19 protein-coding genes are annotated in these 22,056 nt (G+C 63.5%); 10 read left to right on the top strand and 9 right to left on the bottom strand.

What is annotated here, in order from left to right; genetic code table 11:
• Positions 1-53: 53 nt before the first annotated feature.
• Positions 54-1,265, top strand: a complete 1,212-nt coding sequence (locus OCA5_RS01190) for a YbfB/YjiJ family MFS transporter (protein ID WP_012561464.1) — start codon at positions 54-56, stop codon at positions 1,263-1,265.
• A gap of 101 nt (positions 1,266-1,366) precedes the next feature.
• A complete protein-coding gene (locus tag OCA5_RS01185; RefSeq protein ID WP_013912743.1) occupies positions 1,367-2,914 on the top strand; it encodes a malonate--CoA ligase in 1,548 nt (515 codons plus the stop codon).
• A gap of 33 nt (positions 2,915-2,947) precedes the next feature.
• Here OCA5_RS01185 and OCA5_RS01180 read toward each other — a convergent pair whose 3' ends face one another.
• A complete protein-coding gene (locus OCA5_RS01180; protein WP_012561466.1) occupies positions 2,948-3,802 on the bottom strand; it encodes a sulfite exporter TauE/SafE family protein in 855 nt (284 codons plus the stop codon).
• A 513-nt stretch (positions 3,803-4,315) separates the two neighbouring features.
• Here OCA5_RS01180 and sdhC point away from each other — a divergent pair.
• The 4 genes from sdhC (at position 4,316) to OCA5_RS01160 (ending at position 7,812) form a co-directional block, all read left to right on the top strand.
• The gene (sdhC, locus tag OCA5_RS01175; RefSeq protein WP_012561467.1) at positions 4,316-4,711 is read left to right on the top strand and encodes a succinate dehydrogenase, cytochrome b556 subunit; all 396 of its coding nucleotides are present in this window, start codon (positions 4,316-4,318) and stop codon (positions 4,709-4,711) included.
• Entirely contained in the window at positions 4,708-5,112 is a 405-nt protein-coding gene (gene sdhD, locus OCA5_RS01170; RefSeq protein WP_012561468.1) for a succinate dehydrogenase, hydrophobic membrane anchor protein, read from the top strand. Before sdhC ends, sdhD begins: the two co-directional genes overlap by 4 nt.
• A 3-nt stretch (positions 5,113-5,115) precedes the next feature.
• Positions 5,116-6,930 (top strand): succinate dehydrogenase flavoprotein subunit, encoded by a 1,815-nt coding sequence (gene sdhA / locus OCA5_RS01165; protein WP_012561469.1) that lies wholly within the window; start codon positions 5,116-5,118, stop codon positions 6,928-6,930.
• Between the two features lie 99 nt (positions 6,931-7,029).
• Positions 7,030-7,812, top strand: a complete 783-nt coding sequence (locus OCA5_RS01160) for a succinate dehydrogenase iron-sulfur subunit (protein ID WP_012561470.1) — start codon at positions 7,030-7,032, stop codon at positions 7,810-7,812.
• Between the two features lie 13 nt (positions 7,813-7,825).
• Here OCA5_RS01160 and OCA5_RS01155 read toward each other — a convergent pair whose 3' ends face one another.
• Positions 7,826-8,203 carry an MAPEG family protein gene (locus tag OCA5_RS01155; RefSeq protein WP_012561471.1) on the bottom strand — a complete coding sequence of 126 codons (378 nt, stop codon included), beginning with the start codon at positions 8,201-8,203 and terminating at the stop codon, positions 7,826-7,828.
• A 598-nt stretch (positions 8,204-8,801) separates the two neighbouring features.
• On the opposite strand from OCA5_RS01155, the gene OCA5_RS19395 reads away from it, so the two are divergent.
• Positions 8,802-10,649: an OmpA family protein gene (locus OCA5_RS19395; RefSeq protein WP_244396128.1), complete on the top strand. Its 1,848-nt coding sequence runs from the start codon at positions 8,802-8,804 to the stop codon at positions 10,647-10,649.
• Positions 10,650-10,894: 245 nt separating this feature from the next.
• Here OCA5_RS19395 and argG read toward each other — a convergent pair whose 3' ends face one another.
• The 7 genes from argG to OCA5_RS01110 all read right to left on the bottom strand — a co-directional run bounded on the left by argG (position 10,895) and on the right by OCA5_RS01110 (position 16,923).
• Positions 10,895-12,232 carry an argininosuccinate synthase gene (gene argG, locus OCA5_RS01140; RefSeq protein ID WP_012561474.1) on the bottom strand — a complete coding sequence of 446 codons (1,338 nt, stop codon included), beginning with the start codon at positions 12,230-12,232 and terminating at the stop codon, positions 10,895-10,897.
• Positions 12,233-12,433: 201 nt separating this feature from the next.
• The gene (locus OCA5_RS01135) at positions 12,434-13,252 is read right to left on the bottom strand and encodes a phosphatase PAP2 family protein (RefSeq protein WP_013912740.1); all 819 of its coding nucleotides are present in this window, start codon (positions 13,250-13,252) and stop codon (positions 12,434-12,436) included.
• 44 nt (positions 13,253-13,296) lie between these two features.
• Entirely contained in the window at positions 13,297-13,743 is a 447-nt protein-coding gene (locus OCA5_RS01130) for a hypothetical protein (RefSeq protein WP_012561477.1), read from the bottom strand.
• 226 nt (positions 13,744-13,969) lie between these two features.
• On the bottom strand, positions 13,970-15,184 hold the full coding sequence (rlmN, locus tag OCA5_RS01125) for a dual-specificity RNA methyltransferase RlmN (RefSeq protein WP_012561478.1): 1,215 nt from the start codon (positions 15,182-15,184) through the stop codon (positions 13,970-13,972).
• A 167-nt stretch (positions 15,185-15,351) separates the two neighbouring features.
• A complete protein-coding gene (locus OCA5_RS01120; RefSeq protein ID WP_042200925.1) occupies positions 15,352-15,981 on the bottom strand; it encodes an invasion associated locus B family protein in 630 nt (209 codons plus the stop codon).
• Positions 15,982-16,140: 159 nt separating this feature from the next.
• On the bottom strand, positions 16,141-16,518 hold the full coding sequence (locus OCA5_RS01115) for a YkvA family protein (RefSeq protein ID WP_012561482.1): 378 nt from the start codon (positions 16,516-16,518) through the stop codon (positions 16,141-16,143).
• 102 nt (positions 16,519-16,620) lie between these two features.
• Entirely contained in the window at positions 16,621-16,923 is a 303-nt protein-coding gene (locus OCA5_RS01110) for a 4a-hydroxytetrahydrobiopterin dehydratase (RefSeq protein WP_012561483.1), read from the bottom strand.
• Between the two features lie 170 nt (positions 16,924-17,093).
• Here OCA5_RS01110 and OCA5_RS01105 point away from each other — a divergent pair, with 170 nt between their 5' ends.
• From OCA5_RS01105 to OCA5_RS01095, 3 genes are all read left to right on the top strand, one after another.
• Positions 17,094-18,509, top strand: coding sequence for a TAXI family TRAP transporter solute-binding subunit (locus tag OCA5_RS01105; RefSeq protein WP_013912738.1), 1,416 nt, complete (start codon positions 17,094-17,096; stop codon positions 18,507-18,509).
• Positions 18,510-18,723: 214 nt separating this feature from the next.
• Complete coding sequence (gene typA, locus OCA5_RS01100; RefSeq protein WP_012561485.1) at positions 18,724-20,547, top strand: translational GTPase TypA; 1,824 nt, start codon at positions 18,724-18,726, stop codon at positions 20,545-20,547.
• Between the two features lie 204 nt (positions 20,548-20,751).
• Complete coding sequence (locus OCA5_RS01095) at positions 20,752-21,981, top strand: flavin monoamine oxidase family protein (RefSeq protein ID WP_012561486.1); 1,230 nt, start codon at positions 20,752-20,754, stop codon at positions 21,979-21,981.
• Positions 21,982-22,056: the final 75 nt, after the last annotated feature.

Below are 22,056 nucleotides of genomic sequence, written 5' to 3'. Positions count from 1 at the left end.
GCAAGCCGCATCGCCCGAACGCCCGTATTCGCAGGGCTCCCTGAACGGTTTACATGCCCCAATCCGCCCCCACCATCGCCGACCGGCGGCCCGCTTTTGCCATTCTGACGCTCGCCATCGGCCCCGCGGTCGGGCTCGGAATCTGCCGTTTCGCCTACTCGCTGGTTCTGCCTGATATGCGCGACTCGCTTGACTGGTCGTACGCCACGGCTGGCGCGATGAACACCATCAACGCCGCCGGCTATCTCGCGGGCGCGCTGCTCGCGGCCCCACTCGCAAAGCGGATCGGGCTGCTGCGGGCCGTCCATCTCGGTCTGGCGATGTGCCTCGCCTCGCTGGTCCTGAGTTCGATCTCGGGCGCGCCGATTCCGTTCGGGTTCGCGCGGGTGCTGTCGGGCGTCGGCGGCGCATTCGCGCTGGTCTGCGGCAGCGCGCTCGCCGCCTCGATCGCGCAGATGCATCCGATGCGCGCCGCGCTGCTAATCGGGCTGTTCTACAACGGCCCGGCGATGGGGCTCATCATCTCCGGTTCGATCTCGCCATTCATCCTGCAGGGGCTAGGCCAAGGCTCGTGGTGGATCGTGTGGCTGGTGCTGACAGCGATCTCCACGGTGCTCGCGGTGCCGCTCGTGCGCATCAAGCTGCATCCGGTCAGCGTCGGCACAAGCGGGCAGGAATCCTCGGTGTGGCCGATCGTGCCCTATCTCGCCGGCTACTTCCTCTACGGCGCAGGCTACATCGCCTATCTCACCTTCATGATCGCCTATATCCGCGACGATGGCGGCGGTGCGGCAGCGCAAAGCGCGTTCTGGTGCCTGATCGGCCTTGGCGGCATCAGCGCGCCATGGATCTGGCGCGGATTGATGGCGCGCGGACGCAGCGGTGTCGCCATGGCGCTGATGATCGGCCTCACCGCGATCGGCGCGGCGCTGCCGCTCGCAGGCTCCTCGCCAATCATCTATGCGCTGTCAGCGCTCGTATTCGGCAACGGCTTTCTTGCCACCACGATTGCGACCACCGCCTTTGCACGCTTCAATTATCCCGAGCCGGCGTGGCCGCGGGTGATTGCGATCATCACCATCATCTTCAGCATCGGGCAGATTCTCGGCCCGATCATCACCGGCGCGATCACGGACTTGACCGGCACGCTGTCCGCAGCGCTTGCGGTCTCGGCCGGTGCGCTCGCCCTCGGTGCGCTGGTGAGCCTGTTCCAGCGCGCGCTTCCCTTCAGCCGCAGCCACTCTGCTCCCGGAAAGCACCCATGATGCCTGAATAGCCGCCGCCGCGCTGCCTCCGCCTTCGTATGAATTGCATTGTGCGGCGCGGCTTTGGTAAAGCCAAAACACCTTTGATGCTGGATCAGCCCATGACAACGCCCGCCAAGCCAACGCCCGCCAACGCCAATCTCTACGCCCGCCTGTTCAACGATATGAAGGAGCCGCTCAAGACGGCGATCGAGCCCGATGGCGGCACGCCGATCAGCTATCGCGAACTCGACGCGCAGGCGGCGCGCTATGCGAATTATCTCACGGCCTGCGGCGTCAAGACCGGCGATCGTGTCGCGGTACAGGTGGAGAAATCAACCGCCGCGGTGATGCTCTATCTCGCGACCGTGCGCGCGGGCGCGATCTTCCTCCCGCTCAACACCGCCTACACGCTCAACGAGCTCGACTACTTTTTCGGCGACGCCGAACCGGCGCTGATCGTCTGCGACCCGTCCAAGGCGGAAGGCATCGCCAAGATCGCGCAGCCGATCGGTGCGCGCGTCGAGACGCTCGACAGCGAAGGCCGCGGTTCGCTCGCAGACGGCGCCACCAAAAGCGCCGACAGTTTCACAACCGTCCAGCGCGAGGGCTCGGATCTCGCCGCGATCCTCTATACCTCGGGCACCACCGGTCGCTCGAAGGGCGCGATGCTGACCCACGACAACCTCGCGTCCAACTCGCTGTCGCTGGTCGAGATCTGGCACTTCACCGACAAGGATGTGCTGATCCACGCGCTGCCGATCTATCACACCCACGGGCTGTTCGTGGCGATCAACGTCTGCCTGTTCTCCGGCGCCACGATGATCTTCCTGAAGAAGCTCGACACCGACCGCATCATCGATCTGATGCCGCGTTCGACCGTGCTGATGGGCGTGCCGACTTTCTACGTCCGGCTGCTGCAGAACCCGCGACTGACGAAAGAAGCGGCCTCGCACATGCGGCTGTTCATTTCCGGCTCCGCGCCGCTTCTCGCCGAGACGCATCGTGAGTGGTCGGCCCGTACCGGCCACGCCGTGCTCGAGCGTTACGGCATGACCGAAACCAACATGAGCACGTCGAACCCCTACGATGGCGATCGCGTGCCCGGCGCGGTCGGCTTCCCGTTGCCCGGTGTCACCATGCGCGTGACCGACCCCGAGACCGGACGCGAACTCGCCCGCGACGAGATCGGCATGCTGGAAGTCAAAGGCCCGAACGTGTTCAAGGGCTACTGGCGGATGCCGGAGAAAACCAAGACCGAATTCCGCGAGGATGGCTTCTTCATCACCGGCGACCTCGGCAAGATCGATCCGCGCGGCTACGTTCACATCATCGGCCGCGGCAAGGACCTCGTCATTTCGGGCGGCTTCAACGTCTATCCGAAAGAGATCGAGAGCGAGATCGACGCCATTCCCGGCGTTGTCGAAAGCGCGGTGATCGGCGTGCCGCATGCCGATTTCGGCGAAGGCGTGACCGCCGTCGTGGTGCCGGACAAGACGGCGAAGCTCGACGAAGCCGCCATCCTGCACGCGCTCGACGGGCGGCTTGCGAAGTTCAAGCTGCCGAAGCGCGTGCTGTTCATCAATGAACTGCCGCGCAACACCATGGGCAAGGTGCAGAAGAACATTCTGCGCGACACCTACGCCACGCTCTACACCGGCGCGAAATAGCCTCGCTCACCGGCCGCCGTTACGCAGTGGCGTTCACGCATAGACGAGGGCGACCACGAAGCGGGCACCCATCGTCAGCAGATAGATTGCGAACGAGATTTCCAGCGCACGCTTCGACATCGCATGCGCAACACGCACGCCGAACGGCGCCACCAGAAGGCTTGCCGGTATCACCAACAGCGCGCCGATTACTGATACATAGCCGAGCGCGAACGGCATTTGCAGCGCGAGCACATCCGGAAAGCGCTCATGCACCGGCCAGCCGGCATAGACGTAGCCGATCGCGCCGGGCAGCGAGATCAACACGGCAAGCCCCGCCGAAGTCGCAATCGATTGATGGATCGGCCGGCCGTAGAACGTCATCAGAAGATTCGAGAACACCCCGCCGCCGATTCCCATCAGCGTCGAGAGCAGCCCGACAATGAAGCCGTAGATCGCCATCAGCGGATTCTTCGGCAGGTCATTGCCGAATCGCCAGGTGTCCTTGCCGAACAGCAGGCGTGCCGCAGCCGACCAGGCGACGACGACGAACACATACTTGAACACGCGCTCGGGGGCGTAGCGCGCAATCAGCGAGCCACCGATCACGCCCACAAGAATGGGAATCGCCCATCGCCGCAGCACCTCACGATCGACGCTGCCGCGCGCCAGATGTGAGCGATAGGATCGGATCGCGGTCGGAATGATGATCGCAAGCGATGTGCCGATGCAGAGCGGCATGCGCGCCTCGAGCGGCACGCCGGCGACACGAAAGCATTCGTACAGCACCGGCACCAGAACGGCACCGCCGCCGATGCCGAACAAGCCGGCAAAGAATCCCGCGATCGCGCCGACGAGCAAAAGGAGCGCCACGAGCTCAATGAGCTCGCCCATATTCAACGCCGCCATATTCTCGTCCCCCGATCTCCGACTCGCGATTCGCGCCGAGTCTGATCGGACACGCTTACGCTAAAATGCCACGCCTGCCTTCCGGGCCGCAGCGAATTCGCGCGGACCTTGTTGGCAGGGCAGCTCTGCGCTCGCCGCGCAGCAATATGCTTTGGGTTGTAGAAAGCGCAGGTGCATCTCACCAATCACCTTCCCTTGTGCGGGATGTTTTCCCGGAAGCGACTCATCGTGCAGCCGGAAATGCCGCCTCACCGACCTAAAACACCGTATTTCGCGCTGGCGAAGTACAAACCGAACGGCGTCCGCTATGATATGAATCAAATATCATTTCTAACGCCTGAAAATCGACGCTGGCATATGAAATACATAGAAAATAGGCACTCTTAAGTTCTGAATTAGAATTTCACATTATACTAGTTTCGCGTTGCGCTCATTCTTTGCTCTTCGTAAATAGAAATTCTCTAACCCCGGACGCGAAGAACATCCTTCGCTGCAAGTGTCGAAAAATTGCCGATGGCTCCACAGACTGACCGTCCGCTTTCGCCCTTCCTGACCTATCGGTGGACGCTGACGATGGCGATGTCGCTCATCCACCGCGCCACGGGGATCGCGCTCTATGGCGGCACGCTGCTGATGGCATGGGGGCTGATCGCCACCGCCTCGAGCCCGGCGGCCTATGCCTGCTTCGAGGCCTTCGCGACGAGCTGGATCGGCCGCATCGCTATCTTCGGGTTCACCTGGTCACTGATGCATCATGCGCTGAGCGGGCTTCGCTATCTCGTCTGGGACACCGGCCACGGCTATGCGCCCGGCCCGCGTGAGGGCATGACCCGCGGCGCTCTCATCGGCGGCGTGCTCGCCACCATCGCCGTATGGGCGATCGCCTGTTACTTCGGAGCCGGCCGATGAGTTCCCGCACCGACAAAAACGTTTCGATGCGCACGCCGCTCGCCAATGTGCGCCGCCTCGGCGCGGCTCATGGCGGCACCTCCGATTTCTTCCGCCAGCGCCTCACCGCGGTTGCGATGGCGCTGCTGATGATCCCGGTCGCGGTGATCGTCATCATGCTGGTCGGGCGCGATCAGGCCTCGGCGCAGGCGCTTCTCGGCTCACCTGTCGTCGCCATCCTCCTCACGCTCTTCATCATCGCCGGCTGCGTGCACATGAAGATCGGCGTGCAGGTCGTGATCGAGGATTACGTGCACAGCGAAGCGGCCAAGATCTCCGCGATCCTCGCCAATAATTTCTTCTCGTTCGCTGTCGGGCTCGCCTCGATCTACGCGATCTTCAAGCTGTCGGTCGGGAGTTAAGCGATGGCATCCAACGGCAAGGCTGCGGCAGGGCCCGCCTATCCGATCGAGGACCACACCTACGATGTCGTCGTGGTCGGCGCGGGCGGTGCGGGCTTGCGCGCCGTGGTCGGCTGCTCGGAAGCGGGTTTGCGCACGGCCTGCATCACAAAGGTGTTTCCGACCCGCTCGCACACTGTCGCGGCGCAGGGCGGCATCTCCGCTTCGCTCGGCAACATGCATCCGGATGACTGGCGCTGGCACATGTACGACACCGTGAAGGGGTCGGACTGGCTCGGCGATCAGGACTGCATCGAATACATGGTGCGCAACGCACCCGAAGCCGTCTACGAACTCGAGCATTGGGGCGTGCCGTTCTCCCGCACCGAAGACGGCAAGATCTTCCAGCGCCCGTTCGGCGGCATGACCCGCGACTACGGCAAGGGCCAGGCGCAACGCACCTGCGCCGCTGCCGACCGCACCGGCCACGCCATGCTGCATACGATGTATGGCCAGGCGGTGCGCCACTCGGCGGAGTTCTTCATCGAGTTCTTCGCCATCGATCTCATCATGGACGATCAGGGCGTCTGCCGCGGCGCGATCGCGCTCAAGCTCGACGACGGCACGCTGCATCGTTTCCGCGCCCAGACCACCATTCTCGCAACTGGCGGCTATGGCCGCGCCTATCTCTCCTGCACCTCGGCACACACCTGCACCGGCGACGGCGGCGGCATGGTGCTACGCGCGGGTCTGCCGCTGCAGGACATGGAGTTCGTGCAATTCCATCCGACCGGCATCTTTCCCGCAGGCTGCCTCATCACCGAAGGCGCACGCGGCGAAGGCGGCTATCTCGTCAATGCCGAGGGCGAACGCTTCATGGAGCGCTATGCGCCCTCCGCCAAGGACCTCGCCTCGCGCGACGTCGTCTCGCGTGCGATGACCATCGAGATTCGCGAAGGCCGCGGTGTCGGCAAGCGCAAGGACCATATGTTCCTGCACCTCGATCATCTCGATCCGGCAGTGCTGCACGACCGGTTGCCGGGCATCTCGGAATCGGCGCGCATTTTCGCAGGCGTCGACGTCACCCGCGAACCGATCCCGGTGCTGCCGACGGTGCACTACAACATGGGCGGCATCCCGACCAACTTCCACGGCGAAGTGGTTGTGAAGAAGCGCGGCGACGACGACGCCGTGGTGCCCGGCCTGATGGCGGTCGGCGAAGCCGCCTGCGTCTCCGTGCATGGCGCGAACCGCCTCGGCTCGAACTCGCTGATCGATCTCGTCGTGTTCGGCCGCTCGGCGGCGCTGCGCTGCGCCGAGAAGCTCACGCCGAACGGCAAGCAGCCGGAGTTGCCCGCCGATTCCGCCGAGAAGGCCCTCGCCCGTCTCGACCACTTCCGTTACGCCTCCGGCGGCACGCCGACCGCAAAGCTGCGCGATTCCATGCAGCGCGTGATGCAGAACAACTGCGCGGTGTTCCGCACCGGCGAAGTGCTGCACGAGGGCAAGGACCTGATCCACAAGGTCCACAGCGGACTCACCGACATCAGCGTCACCGACCGCTCGCTGATCTGGAACACCGATCTCGTCGAGACTCTCGAATTCGACAACCTCATCATTCAGGCGGTGGTGACGATGGAATCCGCTGTCAACCGCACCGAGAGCCGCGGCGCGCATGCGCGCGAGGATTTCCCGGAGCGCGACGACAAGAACTGGATGAAGCACACGCTGGCGTGGATCGACCCCAAGGCCAACACCACGATCGATTACCGCCCGGTGCACAGCTACACGATGACCAACGACATTCAGTACATCCCGCCGAAGGCGCGCGTGTACTGACAAGCTAAATCGTCATGCGCGGCCCTCCGCGCATCCATCCCGCGATGGGCGGCCGGAGCGATCCGGCAGCGACATACAGGAGACAGAAGGCTTTCCGTCATGGTTGAATTCGCGCTGCCGAAAAACTCCACCATCTCGAGCGGCAAGACATGGCCGAAGCCCGAAGGCGCCACCGAGACGCGCGAATATCACATCTATCGCTGGTCGCCCGACGACAACCAGAACCCGCGCATCGACACCTATTACGTCAACACCGCCGATTGCGGCCCGATGATCCTCGATGGACTGATCTGGATCAAGAATCACATCGATCCGACGCTGACCTTCCGCCGCTCCTGCCGCGAAGGCGTCTGCGGCTCCTGCGCGATGAACATCGACGGCCAGAACACGCTTGCCTGCACCTGCGCAGCAAGTGACGTCGCGAGCGGGCCGATCACGATCCGGCCACTGCCGCATCAGCCGGTGGTGAAGGATCTCGTCCCCGACCTCACCAACTTCTATGCGCAGTACGCTTCGATCGAGCCGTGGCTGCACACCACGACTGCGACGCCGCAGAAGGAATGGCGGCAGTCGATCGAGGAGCGCCGCGAACTCGACGGCCTCTACGAATGCATCCTGTGCGCCTGCTGCTCGACCTCATGCCCGAGCTACTGGTGGAATAGCGATCGCTTCCTGGGCCCGGCCGCGCTGCTTGCCGCCGATCGCTGGGTGAAGGATTCGCGCGACGAAGCAACCGGCGAGCGGCTCGACAATCTCGAGGACCCGTTCCGGCTTTATCGCTGCCACACCATCATGAACTGCACCAAGGCGTGCCCGAAGGGATTGAATCCCTCCAAGGCGATTGCCGATCTCAAGCGCAAGCTGGTCGAGCGGCAGGTCTGACGCGCCTCGTCACTCAGCCGAACGCCGGCAGCACGAAGATCGCGATGTTGGCGAGCAGCGCAAGACCGTAGACGATCGAGCGCGCGGTCGAAAGATTCCCGACATACAGAATGCCGTGCACCACGCGCAGTGCGAGGTAGGCGGCCGCGAGCGTGTTGATCGTCGCAAGCGGCACGCCTTGCGTCACCGCGATGATCACGGCGGCGGCGAAGAACGGAAAATTCTCGTAAGCATTGGTGTGTGCAGCATAGGCACGCCGATATTGCGGCGGCAGGCTGTCGATCGATTCACGCGGGCAGTGATTGTCCACGCGGCCGCCCGCCTTCGCGTAACCGGCCCAGAAAATCGGCAGCAGCGCGGCCACCAGCACGCACCAGTAAGCAAGCGGCATTGAATCTCCCCCGCGATTGAACGTGATGCATGGTCTCACAGCACCAACGCGTGCAGACGATAGCACCGTTTCACGCCCGTCTGCGGAACACACTACGGTCACATTAGTTGTTCGAGCAGATTCAAGGGAGATTCGAATGGCGACAGAGCCGCGCGCGCCGCAACGCGACCCACCGGAAGTGCCGCCACCGACGCCCGGAACGCCGACCACGCCGCCGCGCGAGGACCCGCCCGGGAATCCGCGACCGGATATACCACCGCCGATGAAGGAGCCGGGAAATCCACCGACACCGCAAGAACTACCGGGCTCGACGCCTGACGAACTTCCCGATCGCGGACCGCCCGGACCTTCCTCACCACCCCCATTGCATGACCAAACGCCATGACATCGTTGTGTCTGCAACCGATGCGATACAGCGTGCGCTCACGCGAGCGATGAATGAATATTCACGCTCGCGATTCGTTTTTCGCGGCAAAATAATTCGCTTCTCAAGGAGCGCTGCCACACTCCCGCCTCACCATTATCAGTCCATTGTTCCATGACGTAGCATTCTCCTGCGTTACAGAATCACCCGATGGCTCAACCACCAGGAAACGACATGAAGAAACTGAGATTGATATTGCTCGCGACCGCTGCATTTTCCTTTTCGCAATTTGCCAACGCCGAGCCCGCTTCATTCCTGATGGCGCAAGCCACACCCGATCAGCAGAAGGCGCAGCAGGACAAGGCCCGTCCGAAAGCGCCGCCGCCAATGGCGCCGAAAGCTGCTCCTCCGCCGATGGCCCCGAAGGCTGCTCCGCCGCCGATGGCACCCAAGGCGGCTCCTCCAGCGCCTCCGAAAGCGGCACCGCCTGCAGCACCGAAGGCCGCTCCTCCGCAGCCTCCTGCGGCACGCCCTGCGCCGCCGGCCGGTGCACCCCACGGCGCAACACCGCCGCGCCCTGGCACACCGCCGCAGGCTCAGCCGCCCGGCGCGCCTGCCCGGCCGACTCCCCCTGCCGGCGCTCCAAAGGGTGCCGAGCCTCCGGCCGCTCCTCAGCGTTCGCCGAGCGCCCAGCCGATTGCACCGGGTGCGCGTGATGTGACGCCGCAACGTGCACCGGCAACACCGCCCGGCACCAAGGCCCCGGCACCAACGCCTCCGGCCGCCGCCCCGAACGCTCCGGCGCCGAATGCACGGCCCGGTGGCGCTCCACCGCCCACCACCCAGACGCCCCCGAATGGCGCGCCCGCGGCTGCACCGAAGGCTGCGCCGGGCGCCACACCTCCCGCTCCTAATGCAGCACCGGGTGCGGCACCAAACGCTGCTCCCAACGCAGCACCGACCGCACCTGCAGCCCCCGGCGCCACCAGCCCGCGCACCGAGCGGCGCGGCCCACCGCCCGGCATGCCCGCCGGTACGCCGGCTGCCCCGGCACAGGCGCCCGTCGCCGCACCCTTGCCGCCGCCGCCTGCACCGACTGCAACCACGCCATTGCCGGCCCGGGACGCGACCTCGCACCGTGGGAAGATCGACGACTTCCGCGGCAAGCGTCAGGAGCGCACTGAAGGCGGACGCACCATCATCACCGAGCCGGGCCGCGTGATCGTGCGCGATCCGAACGGTCAGTCGTTCATCCGGCACAACGATGTGGATCGCTTCCGCTATGGCGCGCGTGACGTGCGCGTCGACAAGCACGGCAACGAAACGCGCACCGTCGTGGTGCGGCCCGACGGTTCGCAGATCATCACCATCAACGACGAGCGCGGCGGCCTGCTGCGGCGCAGCCGCCGTGGCCCGGACGGACGCGAGGTGATCATCATCGACAACAGGCGGCACGGCGGACCGGGCTTCGGCGCGGGCGTTGCTGCCGGTGTGGTCGCGGGTGCGATCGGCGGCTACTTCGTCTCGCTGCCGCCTCCGACACTGCGCATTCCGCAGAACCGCTACATCGTCGAGGCCGACGGCGCGCCGCCGGATCTGATCTACGATACATTGATCGCCCCGCCGGTGGATCGCCTCGAGCGGCCTTATTCGCTCGATGAAATCCGCTACAGCCCCTCGGTGCGCCAGCGCATGCCGAGCATCGATCTCGACACCATCAACTTCGAGACCGGTTCGTGGGACATTCCGCCGGATCAGGCTGCGAAGCTGCAGGTGATCGCCGACGGCATGAACCGCGCGATCCAGCGCAACCCGCAGACGGTGTTCCTGATCGAGGGCCACACCGATGCGGTGGGCTCCGACGTCGACAATCTGTCGCTGTCGGACCGTCGCGCGGAATCGGCAGCGGAATTGCTCACCCAGCAGTTCGGCGTGCCGCCGGAGAACCTGACCTCGCAAGGCTATGGCGAGCAGTACCTCAAGGTTGCAACCGACGGAGCGGAGCGCCGCAACCGCCGCGTCACGGTGCGTAACATTACGCCACTGCTCAATGGCGGCGAGGCCAACGCCGCCCCGCGCTGAGGCCACACGCATTTAAAATGAAAACGGCCGGGACAATGTCCCGGCCGTTTTTGTTTGCGCATCACAGCGTAAGGCGAGATCGCGGGTGATCTCTCAGCAATTACGATTGTCATCACCGGGCTTAACCCGGTGATCCATCACTAAAAACGATTTCTTGAAGATGGATGCGCGGGTCAAGCTCGCGCATGACGATCCTTGGTAGGCCGCTTAAGCCTTAGCCTCCGCTTGAGTTGGCCTGATGCATCTCAGCTCTTGTCGTTATCGAGCCGGGGAATGTGAGAGCCCTGCTCGGCCGACAGCAGGCCCGTCTGCGTGTAGAGATTGAGCTTGCGGCGCGTATCGGAAATATCGAGGTTGCGCATGGTCAACTGGCCGATGCGATCGCCCGGCGTGAACGCTGCATCCTCAACCTTCTCCATGCTGAGCCGCTCCGGCGCATAAGTCAGATTCGGGCTCTCGGTGTTGAGGATCGAGTAGTCATTGCCGCGGCGCAGCTCTAACGTCACCTCGCCGGTGATCGCGCGCGCCACCCAACGCTGCGCCGTTTCGCGCAGCATCAAGGCTTGGGAATCGAACCAGCGCCCCTGATAGAGCAAACGGCCGAGACGCATGCCGCTGATCCGGTATTGCTCGATGGTGTCTTCGTTGTGGATGCCGGTGACGAGACGTTCATAGGCGATGTGAAGCAGCGCCATGGCCGGCGCCTCATAGATGCCGCGGCTCTTCGCCTCGATGATGCGGTTCTCGATCTGGTCGCTCATGCCAAGGCCGTGCCGGCCGCCGATGGTATTGGCCTCGAGGAACAGCGCGACCGGATCGGTGAAGGTCTGGCCGTTCAGCGCAACGGGCTGACCTTCCTCGAAACGCACCGAAACCTTTTCGGCCTTCACGGCGCAATCGTCGCGCCAGAACGGCACACCCATGATCGGGTTGACGATCTTGATGCCGCTGTCGAGGTGTTCGAGATCCTTGGCCTCATGCGTGGCGCCGAGGATATTGCTGTCGGTCGAATACGCCTTCTCGGCGCTCATCTTGTAAGCAAAACCGTGGGCGGTCATGAACGCCGACATTTCCGCGCGGCCGCCCAGTTCGTCGATGAACTGCTGGTCAAGCCAGGGCTTGTAGATCCGCAGCTCCGGATTGGTCAGCAGCCCGTAGCGATAGAACCGCTCGATGTCGTTGCCTTTGTAGGTCGAGCCGTCGCCCCAGATGTTGACGCCGTCTTCCTTCATCGCCGAGACCAGCATCGTGCCAGTCACGGCACGGCCGAGCGGCGTGGTGTTGAAGTAGGCGATGCCGCCGGTCGAGACGTGGAAGGCACCCGATTGAATCGCGGCGATGCCTTCGTGAACCAGTTGCGTGCGGCAATCCACGAGGCGCGCCTTCTCGGCGCCGAATTCGAGCGCTTTACGTGGAATCTCGTCGTAGTCGGCTTCGTCGGGTTGGCCGAGATTGGCGGTATAGGCGAAGACGCGCGCGCCCTTCTGCTTCATCCACAGCAGTGCCGCGCTGGTATCAAGCCCGCCCGAGAAAGCGATGCCGACATTTTCTCCTTTGGGAAGGCTCTTCAGAATCGTACTCATCGAACGTCCATTCAGGCAATTTCGTTTGGCGGGTTGGATGCGCGACGACAAATCGCGCAGCGGACGGAACGCGTTGATTGGCGACTGACGGATTGGATCACGCCGCCGCCGGGATCAGATCAGTTGTCTATAGAAAGATTGCGGGATGATGGGAAGGCCGCCGACAACGGCTTTTCTGGTCGCCCCGGCGCAAATAGCGGCTCAGGATGACGACGTCTGGCTTCCGGTTTTCTCTCCCGGCCTGATATGCGGCGAGGGCCCGACCTCAAGGCCCCACAGCTTCTTCTGCCGCCATCGATAGCCCGGCCAGGCCAGGCGCGTCAGCCAGGCATCGACATCCTCGTCCGTCAGCTTCGTCCGCGGCCAGCGATAGATCAAAGCATAGACGAGCCAGACCACCAGAAACGACACGAGACCCGAGACGATCACATCGCTCGCGAAATGCCCGCCGAAAGCCATCCGCAGGCCGCCGGTGGCGAGGCCGAACGCGGTGGCGCCGACGTAGGCAAGCGGACGCCATTGCGGAGGTGCGAGCGCCGCCGGAGCGTAGGTCCAGAACGCGGTCGCTCCCTCACCGGAGAAGAACGAGCAGTTCTTCGGACAGGTGCCGCGCCAATCCCACCACGGCACGAACTGATCCTTGCCGTTGAACTCCACCACATGCACCGGCCGCGGCCGGCCCCAATGGCTCTTGAACGCCACGTTCGACAGAAACACCGCCGAGAGTAGGATGGTCGAGAGCAGAAACAGCGCCGTGCGGCCGCGGATCATCAGCGGATTGATCGGGCGAAACAGCTTCACCACCACCGCAATGATGGACGGCAGCACGAACGCCCATGCCACCCACATCGCGCCGCGGCGCGCGATCGTCGCCCACGTCACCTCCGACATCGGAAAATGCCGGGTGCCCGCATCGTAGAAATACGCTGCGATCCTCATGTCGAGGTCAGGGCAGACAACAAACGCGCCCACGAAAACGAGCGTCAACCCGAGTGCAATGAGAAGGCCGGTGCGGTTCATGGCGGCTGTGTAGCCGAAGCGCCCAATTCTGCAAAGCCGCCCCGTCAGGGTCGCGGCGGTTCGCTCCGCCACCCACCAGCGCCGCGCCCCGCGATCAGCCAGTACACCACACCGCCAAGAATACCGGCGCCGACCATGACTTCGAGATGCCGGCGCACGATGCCCTCAAACGTCATCGTCACGGTATCGAACGGGACGAAGGCGAGGTAGCAGCCAAGCCCCGCGAGACCGCCGAACACGGCATAGGCAAGGATATGCCGGATCGAGAAGGCTTCCGTCAGCAGGATCGCGATCAGCGCCGGCAGCAGCGCAAAACCGCTGAGCAGCACGAAGCCGATGCCGATCACCACCTCAAGCACGCTGCTGTCGATCTCCAGCGTCTCGAGCTGCATTTCGGGAAACACCAGCGCGAACGCCACCACTGCACCGGCGACGAAGCAGGCCGCCAGGAAGCCGAAAAAAGTCGCGAACAACCGTCCGATCAGGGGCATATGACAACTACTCTAAAAAATACTCTGTCATTGCGACATTCTTTCACCTCTCCCCGTTGGGGAGAGGTCGACGCGCAAAGCGCGGCGGGTGAGGGGGCCTAGATATCAATCGAGACACTTAAAGCTCCTCACCCCTACCCTCTCCCGCTCGTCTTCGACGAGCTATGGGGGAGAGGGAATCTATCGTGCTCGCCGAACGGATCGCCGATGATCAAACGTCCGCCGTTCAATCCGTCATCGCCATCGCGCGCAGCGCGTCGCGCTCGCGCACCGACAATTTCTCGGTTTCCGATTTCAACTGTCCGCACGCCGCAAGAATGTCGCGGCCGCGCGGCGTGCGCACCGGCGAGGAATAGCCTGCGTTGAAGACGTATTCGGAGAACTGTTCGATCTGCTCCCAGTCCGAGCATTCGTAGACCGAGCCCGGCCACGGATTGAACGGAATGAGATTGATCTTGGCGGGAATACCCTTGAGCAGCTTCACCAGCAGTTTCGCATCGTCGAGCGAATCGTTGACGCCCTTCAGCATCACATACTCGAACGTGATGCGGCGCGCGTTCGATGCGCCGGGATAATTGCGGCACGCATCAAGAAGCTGCGCGATGGGATATTTGCGATTGAGCGGCACCAGTTCGTTGCGCAACTCGTCGCGCACCGCATGCAGCGAGATCGCGAGCATCACGCCGGTCTCTTCCCCGATCCGCGCGATGTTCGGCACCACGCCAGAGGTCGACAACGTGATCCGCCGTCGCGACAGGCCGATGCCCTCGCCATCCGACATGATCTTCAGCGCATCGCGCACCGCATCGAAATTGTAGAGCGGCTCGCCCATGCCCATCATCACCACGTTGGTGACGAGACGATTGCCGTTTGGCGTTTCGCGATCGACCCAATCGTTCAGCCGGTCACGTGCCACCATCACCTGGCCGACGATCTCGCCCGCGGTGAGATTGCGCACGAGGCGCTGCGTGCCGGTGTGGCAGAACGAACAGTTGAGTGTGCAGCCGACCTGAGAGGACACGCACAGCGTGCCGCGATCGGTTTCAGGAATGTAGACGCACTCGACCTCATGCGCGCGGCCGACGCCGTCACCCGGCATCCGCAGCAGCCATTTGCGCGTGCCGTCGTTCGAGACCTGCTCGGCGACAACCTCGGGGCGATCCACAGTGAAATGCGCCGCGAGTTGCGCGCGCATATCCTTCGAGACGTTCGACATCTCCTCGAAGGAGCGCGCACCGCGCACATACATCCAGTGCCAGAGTTGCTGGGCGCGCATCTTGCGCTGCTTGTCGGCGACGCCAAGCTCGCCCAGCCGCGCCATCAGCTCATCGCGCGACAGGCCGATCAGCGAGGGCTTCTCGGGCGCGACATAGACCTCTTGCGCGATCTTCTCGAGGGGCGCTTCGGTGCGCGCCTCCGCTGGCGTCATCGTGGGGTTCATGGCGCTTCAAATAGGCTTTTCACACCGCCGTGGAAAGGCGCAGATTCCGTGAATCGAGCCCAAAACCTAGGATTTTCGTCATTGCGAGCGATAGCGACGCAATCCAGACCGCCCCTCACCCGACAGGATTGCCTCGAAGCTCACGCTCCTCACAATGACGCCCTAGGCTAGCGCTTGCACTCCTGCGCGACCTTATCGAGCGCCTGGGACAGCCCCTTCAGCGAGAACACGTCGGTGGTCTCGGTGCCTTTTGACGAGGTGGCCTTGACGGTCGCGTCCGCGCCCTTGCGCATCGCATCGATCAGGCGATCCTCCTCGGCGGCATTCTTGATCCAGAGCCCGTCGCCTTGGGCATACATCGCATAATTCGCGCTGCCGATCGCGAACGAGCCATCCGCGCCGGACTTGAGCGGGTAGCCCATCATGACCGATACCTCGTTCGTCACCTTCTCGGCGGGCCGGGTCGAGACGAACACATAGGCGGGATCGCGCGGGCGGTTCGGTGGATTGGTTTTGGACGACGAGGGCTTGGCGAGGGCGAAGCACACCTTCTTGCCGCCCGGAGCCGCGACATAGGCGCCCCAGTTCGCGTACTGGCCGACAAGAGTGGGTTCCGCACCACCCGCCGCCAGCTTCGGCGACGCGGGCTTGGCATTCGACTTCGCGGCCGGCGCAGCCTTGCCGGATTTTGCCGGGGCCGCCTTTGGGGCCGCCTTGGCCTTGGGAGACTGGGTTTGCGCCGAGACAGGCATGGTCATCCATCCGATGAGCGCCATTGCGATCACAGGTGCCCGCATCCGCAAGATCATGAAGAACCTCTTTGATCGGCCATAACGGGCGGGGTGCCCGCGCCGGCCTTACCGAAAAACAGGAATCGACGAAGATTGGCAGGAGTTTGCACTGATTCCGCCGATCAGCCAAACCGCAGCAATGTGCCGCTTTTGGGGCTGGCGGATTTACGCCTCATCCTCCGCGATTCCGCGATGAAGCGCGGCATGCGCAGCCTGGCGGTGATCGGAGGTGATGTGGCTCGAAACGAGCCGGATCGCGGTCGCAAGCACCGCGGCATCGTCAGTGAAGCCAAGCACCGGCAGGACGTCCGGCATGAAATCGAGCGGCAGCACGAAATAGGCGATGGCGCCGAGAAGCGCCACCTGGACATGGCGCGGCGTCTCGCGGTCGAACGCGCAGTAATAGGCCGCCAGCAGATCCTCCGCGAACGGCACTTTCGCGGCGACCCGCTTCAGCTTGATCCAGAAGCTCTCACGCAGGCGCTCGGGATCGTTCACCAGCGCCTTGGTGTCGAGATCGATGCTGTGTTCGGTCTGCGTCATGGCTCTGTTGCGCCACTCCCGTTCTGGTTCCGCTTGCCAGAATTACATGGGAAAGCAGTCCGCCTCCCACAAGCAGCAAATCCGCCGCAGAACTCCACCACACTAGATGCCGAACCGGGCCGCGATCTCGTTCATTTTTTTGGCGAGCGCGACGTCGCGCGCGGTGATACCACCTGCGTCATGGGTCGAAAGGTTCACCTCGACGGTCTTGTAGACATTGCGCCAGTCCGGATGGTGATCGTTCTTTTCCGCCACAAGCGCCGCGCGGGTCATGAAACCGAAGGCTTCGTTGAAGTTGCGGAAGGTGAACGTCCGGGTGAACGCCTTGCCGCCATCGGCCTCGCGCCAGCCTGGAAGCTCCACCAACGCTGCACGTCGTGCCTCGTCTGAAAGCAGATCGCCCATCGTCCTCTCCTCCCAAAGTTCCTTTGCGTATCTGAACGCACCGAACCGGCCTGCGGGCCCGCTAACCAACATCCCGGTTCCGGCGGCATTCCGCCGCAATGTCTGGTACGATAATCTTCGCAATCCGTGCTGCCCAGTCCGGGCAGCGGGCGGCGGCCCTGCGGTGGAGTATGGCAAGAAACGATCTTTCGACGCAGCCAGCCTCACAATCCCACGGGATATCGTCGGCGCGGACGCGCCGGCGTGAGCGCGCGCTTCTGATGGTGATCGCTGCGATCCTTGCGCTGTTCGCCGTTGCCGGCGGCATCACCTATTACATGCTGCGGCCGGTGACGCTGCACATCGCCGTCGGGCCGCCGAACAGCGATGACGTCAAGGTCGTTCAAGCCCTGAGCCAGGCCTTTTCGCGCGACCGCGCGGCGATCCGCCTGCGCCCGGTGATCACCGAGGGCGCGGCCGAGAGTGCCGCCGACCTCGCGCAGGGCAAGATCGATCTCGCGATCGTGCGCGGCGACGTCGACCTGCCGAAGAATGCGGGCATGGTCGCCTATCTGCGCAAAAACTTCGTCGTGATCTGGGTGCCGAACGACGCCGGCAAGAAGCCGAAGATCACCAGCATCAAACAGCTTGCCGGCAAGACCATCGGCGTGGTCGGCCGCACAAAGGCGAACGTCAATCTGCTGCACGTCATCCTAGATCAATCGGGCGTCGCGCCTGACAGCGTGACCGTCTCCCAGTTCCCGACAGCGGGCATCTCGGAGGCGCTGCGTGCGACCAAGCTCGACGCCTATATGGCGGTCGGCCCGCTCAACAGCCGCATCACCGCAGAAGCGATTGCGGCCACCTCACGCCCGGGCATTGAGCCGCGCTTCCTCTCGCTCGAGACTGCGGAAGCGATTGCGCAGAAATACGCGCCCTACGATTCCGGCGAGATTCCCGCGGGCACCTTCAACACCTCGCCGCCGCGGCCGAACGCGACCCTCTCCACGATTACTGTCGGCCATTACTTCGCGGCGAGACGCTCGCTCTCCGATACAAAGGTCGCGACCTTTGCCCGGCAATTGTTCGGCGCGCGGCAGGCGATCCTCAATGAGTTCCCGCAATCGGCCAAGATCGAGACGCCCGACACCGACAAGGATGCGGCCATCCCCGCCCACCCCGGCGCGGCAGCCTTCGTGGACGGCGAGGAACGCAGCTTCCTCGACAAATACAGCGATTACATCTGGGGCATCATCATGCTGCTGTCGGTGGCAGGCTCGCTCGGCGCCTGGTTCTCCGGCCACATTCACCGGGACGAGCGCGTCACCAATTCGGGGCTGCGCGAGCGGCTTCTTGAAATGCTCACCGCCGCGCGCACCAGCGATTCCATCGAGGAACTCGACGCCATGCAGGCGGAGGCCGATGTCATCATGCGTGACACCCTGCACTGCTTCGAGGATGGCATCATCGAGGAAGGCTCGCTGACGGCGTTCAGCATCGCCCTGGAACAGTTCCATAACGCAGTCGCCGACCGGAAGATGTTCCTCATCAACCTGCCGGAGAAGACATGGACCGGGCGGCCGCCAAGCCCCGCCCAGGTGGCTTAGGTTTCGGGGCCATGGCGTCCGGCCGGGCCCCGGGCACGTTAAGGTTTTTTCGCAGCAGGGGCCGATCTCCTCGAATTATTCGTTGTTTTTGAGGCATCCGTGACTATATTGCGCCGCAGCGCGTGCCCGGTTCGATCAAGAGCCGGGCACCTCTTTTTCGGGCCGCGATCTGGCCGCCCGCTTGAACGCCGCCACGGCGGCCCAGGATACATTTATGAACCTGCGTAATATCGCGATCATCGCGCACGTCGACCATGGCAAAACCACGCTGGTGGACAAGTTGCTCCAGCAGGCAGGCACCTACCGCGAGAACCAGCGCATCACCGAGCGCGTGATGGACTCGAACGACATCGAAAAAGAGCGCGGCATCACCATTCTTGCCAAGTGCACCTCGGTGCACTGGGGCGACACCCAGATCAACATCGTCGACACGCCCGGCCACGCCGATTTCGGTGGCGAGGTCGAGCGCATCCTCTCGATGGTCGACGGCGTGATCGTGCTGGTCGACGCCGCCGAAGGCCCGATGCCGCAAACCAAGTTCGTGGTCGGCAAGGCACTCAAGCTTGGCCTCAAGCCGATCGTCGCCATCAACAAGGTCGACCGCCCCGACGCGCGCGTCACCGAAGTTCTCAACGAAGTGTTCGACCTGTTCGCCGCGCTCGATGCAACCGACGAGCAGCTCGATTTCCCGATCCTCTACGGCTCCGGCAAGAACGGCTGGATGGGCACGAGCGAGGACGACAACACCAATGGCATGAAGCCGCTGTTCGAGCTTGTGCTGAAGCACGTCGCGCAGCCCGTCGTCGAGGCAGGCCCGTTCCGTCTGCTCGGCACCATTCTCGAAGCCAACCCCTATCTCGGCCGCATCATCACCGGCCGCATCGCCTCGGGCTCGGTGAAGCCGAACCAGTCGGTGAAGGTACTCTCCCGCGACGGCAAAGTCGTCGAGACCGGACGCATCTCGAAGATCCTCGCGTTCCGCGGCATCGAGCGGCAACCGATCGAGCTCGCGGAAGCTGGCGATATCGTCGCCATCGCCGGTCTCACCAAGGGCACCGTTGCCGACACCTTCTGCGATCCTGCTGTCGATCTTCCGCTGCAGGCGCAGCCGATAGACCCGCCGACCGTGTCGATGACCTTCATGGTCAACAATTCGCCGATCGCCGGTACCGAAGGCGATAAGGTGACGAGCCGTCTGATCCGCGACCGTCTGTTGCGCGAGGCCGAGGGCAATGTCGCGCTGCGCGTGGTGGAAGCCGCCGACAAGGACTCGATGGAAGTCTCCGGCCGCGGTGAATTGCAGCTCGCGATCCTGATCGAGAACATGCGCCGCGAAGGCTTTGAGCTTGCCGTGTCGCGCCCGCGCGTGGTGCTGACCAAGAGCGAGAACGGCCAGCCTCAGGAGCCGATCGAGGAAGTCGTGATCGACGTCGATGAGGAATTCTCCGGCATCGTCGTGCAGAAGATGAGCGAGCGCAGAGCCGAGATGATCGAGATGAAGCCGTCCGGCGGCAATCGCCTGCGGCTCGTGTTCTACGCGCCGACCCGCGGCCTGATCGGCTACCAGAGCGAACTGCTCACCGACACCCGCGGCACCGCGATCATGAACCGCCTGTTCCACGGCTATGCCGCCTACAAGGGCGAGATTGCCGGCCGCCGCAACGGTGTGTTGATCTCGAACGATCAGGGCGAAGCCGTTGCCTATGCGATGTGGAAGCTGGAAGACCGCGGCCCGATGATGATCGAGCCCGGCTGGCGCGTCTATCGCGGCATGATCGTCGGCGAGCATACCCGCGAGAACGATCTTGAGATCAACGTGCTCAAGGGCAAGCAGCTCACCAACATCCGCACCACCTCGAAGGACGAGGCTGTGCGTCTCACGCCGCCAATCAAGATGACGCTGGAAAAGGCGCTGTCCTATATCGAGGACGACGAGCTGGTGGAAATTACGCCGAAGTCGATCCGGCTGCGCAAGCGCCACCTTGACCCGAACGAGCGCAAGCGCGCCGAGAAGGCCAAGGAAGCGCTCGCGAGCTGATCGCCTGCATCCCTCAAACAATTTCCAAATGCCCGGCCTTTGTGCCGGGTATTTTTGTTTTGAGTGTGCTTCACACTTTCGTCATTGCGAGCGAAGCGAATCAATCAAGAGCAGTAACAGCCTGGACTGGATCGCTTCGTCGCTGTGGCTCCGCGCAATGACGGCCTATATAATTCCAGCCTGTAATCATCCTTGATGGCTCGTATGTCCCTCCCCTCTCACATCGATGTCGCGATCATCGGCGCGGGAGCGGCAGGTCTTGGCGCGGCTCACGCCTTGCGTGACCATGGGTTGTCGGTTCTCGTGCTCGAAGCACGCGACCGCCTTGGCGGCCGCGCTTTCACGCGAACGCTCGCCAATGGCGTGATCTTCGACGTCGGCTGCGGCTGGCTGCACTCGGCCAATAAAAACTCCTTCGTGCCGATCGCACGCGAGCTCGGCTTCGTGATCAACACCGAACGCCCGCCGTGGCGGCAGCAGACGTTCGACATCGCCTTTCCGCAAACCGAGCGCGACGAATTCTTCACAGCGCTTGACGATTTTTTCGACCGCGCACTCGCCGCGACCGATGAGCCCGACCGCGCCGCGAGCGATTTCCTCGAGCCAGGCAATCGCTGGAATGCGCAGATCGATGCGGTCTCGACCTACATCAACGGCTGCGAACTCGATCAAGCCTCGGTGCATGACATGGCGGCCTATGAAGACACCGAGATCAACTGGCGCGTGGCGAAAGGCTATGGCGCGCTTGTCACGGCTTACGGCACGACCTGCGATGTCGCATTCAACACCCGCGTGACGTTGATCGATCATTCCGGCCCGCGGCTGCGACTTGAAACGTCGCGCGGCACGCTCACCGCGGACAAGACGATCGTCACGATTCCCACCGACCTCATCGCGAGCGAAACGATCGGCTTTACGCCTGCACTTCCCGACAAAGTGAACGCCGCTGCGGGTCTGCCGCACGGCCTTGCCGACAAGGTGATGCTCGCACTGGAGCGACCGGATGATCTGCCACCCGACGGCAATCTGCGCGGGCGCAGCCACACGGTGAAGACCGGCGCTTATCATCTGCGGCCGCAGGGCATGGCGTGCATCGAAGGCTACTTTGCAGGCACGTACGCGCGCGAACTGGAAGACGCGGGTGAAGGCGCGCTGGCGCAAGCGGCAATCGAGGAAATCGCGGGCCTGCTCGGCAATGATTTTCGAAAACGCCTCACGCCGCTATCATCATCGCGCTGGGCGCACGACACTTTCGCGCGCGGCTCCTACTCGCATGCACTGCCGGGACACGCCGGCGATCGCGCCATTCTCGCAGCACCCGTCGACGGGCGGCTGTTCTTTGCCGGCGAAGCGACGTCGTCGCACTTCTTCTCGACCGCCCATGGTGCGCGCGACAGCGGGGCACGTGCGGCTCGCGAAGTGCTCGGCAAATAGCGTGCGGCGTTCGCGCGGGATGCGGCAAACGCTCGCGCTCTTATCCGGGTGCGCCATTTTGCAACCCTTTGATCG

This window comes from Afipia carboxidovorans OM5 (genome assembly GCF_000218565.1).
Taxonomy (GTDB): Bacteria; Pseudomonadota; Alphaproteobacteria; order Rhizobiales; family Xanthobacteraceae; genus Afipia; species Afipia carboxidovorans.
Note: the sequence above shows the minus strand (reverse complement) of the source record. Positions and strands in the feature narration are given on the sequence as shown.

What these genes read in the sequence shown, in the direction of transcription:
- OCA5_RS01190 (WP_012561464.1), top strand. Translation starts at nt 54, where the DNA reads ATGCCCCAATCCGCCCCCACCATCGCCGACCGGCGGCCCGCTTTTGCC.
- OCA5_RS01185 (WP_013912743.1), top strand. Translation starts at nt 1,367, where the DNA reads ATGACAACGCCCGCCAAGCCAACGCCCGCCAACGCCAATCTCTACGCC.
- OCA5_RS01180 (WP_012561466.1), bottom strand. Translation starts at nt 3,802, where the DNA reads ATGGCGGCGTTGAATATGGGCGAGCTCATTGAGCTCGTGGCGCTCCTT.
- sdhC (WP_012561467.1), top strand. Translation starts at nt 4,316, where the DNA reads ATGGCTCCACAGACTGACCGTCCGCTTTCGCCCTTCCTGACCTATCGG.
- sdhD (WP_012561468.1), top strand. Translation starts at nt 4,708, where the DNA reads ATGAGTTCCCGCACCGACAAAAACGTTTCGATGCGCACGCCGCTCGCC.
- sdhA (WP_012561469.1), top strand. Translation starts at nt 5,116, where the DNA reads ATGGCATCCAACGGCAAGGCTGCGGCAGGGCCCGCCTATCCGATCGAG.
- OCA5_RS01160 (WP_012561470.1), top strand. Translation starts at nt 7,030, where the DNA reads ATGGTTGAATTCGCGCTGCCGAAAAACTCCACCATCTCGAGCGGCAAG.
- OCA5_RS01155 (WP_012561471.1), bottom strand. Translation starts at nt 8,203, where the DNA reads ATGCCGCTTGCTTACTGGTGCGTGCTGGTGGCCGCGCTGCTGCCGATT.
- OCA5_RS19395 (WP_244396128.1), top strand. Translation starts at nt 8,802, where the DNA reads ATGAAGAAACTGAGATTGATATTGCTCGCGACCGCTGCATTTTCCTTT.
- argG (WP_012561474.1), bottom strand. Translation starts at nt 12,232, where the DNA reads ATGAGTACGATTCTGAAGAGCCTTCCCAAAGGAGAAAATGTCGGCATC.
- OCA5_RS01135 (WP_013912740.1), bottom strand. Translation starts at nt 13,252, where the DNA reads ATGAACCGCACCGGCCTTCTCATTGCACTCGGGTTGACGCTCGTTTTC.
- OCA5_RS01130 (WP_012561477.1), bottom strand. Translation starts at nt 13,743, where the DNA reads ATGCCCCTGATCGGACGGTTGTTCGCGACTTTTTTCGGCTTCCTGGCG.
- rlmN (WP_012561478.1), bottom strand. Translation starts at nt 15,184, where the DNA reads ATGAACCCCACGATGACGCCAGCGGAGGCGCGCACCGAAGCGCCCCTC.
- OCA5_RS01120 (WP_042200925.1), bottom strand. Translation starts at nt 15,981, where the DNA reads ATGCGGGCACCTGTGATCGCAATGGCGCTCATCGGATGGATGACCATG.
- OCA5_RS01115 (WP_012561482.1), bottom strand. Translation starts at nt 16,518, where the DNA reads ATGACGCAGACCGAACACAGCATCGATCTCGACACCAAGGCGCTGGTG.
- OCA5_RS01110 (WP_012561483.1), bottom strand. Translation starts at nt 16,923, where the DNA reads ATGGGCGATCTGCTTTCAGACGAGGCACGACGTGCAGCGTTGGTGGAG.
- OCA5_RS01105 (WP_013912738.1), top strand. Translation starts at nt 17,094, where the DNA reads ATGGCAAGAAACGATCTTTCGACGCAGCCAGCCTCACAATCCCACGGG.
- typA (WP_012561485.1), top strand. Translation starts at nt 18,724, where the DNA reads ATGAACCTGCGTAATATCGCGATCATCGCGCACGTCGACCATGGCAAA.
- OCA5_RS01095 (WP_012561486.1), top strand. Translation starts at nt 20,752, where the DNA reads ATGTCCCTCCCCTCTCACATCGATGTCGCGATCATCGGCGCGGGAGCG.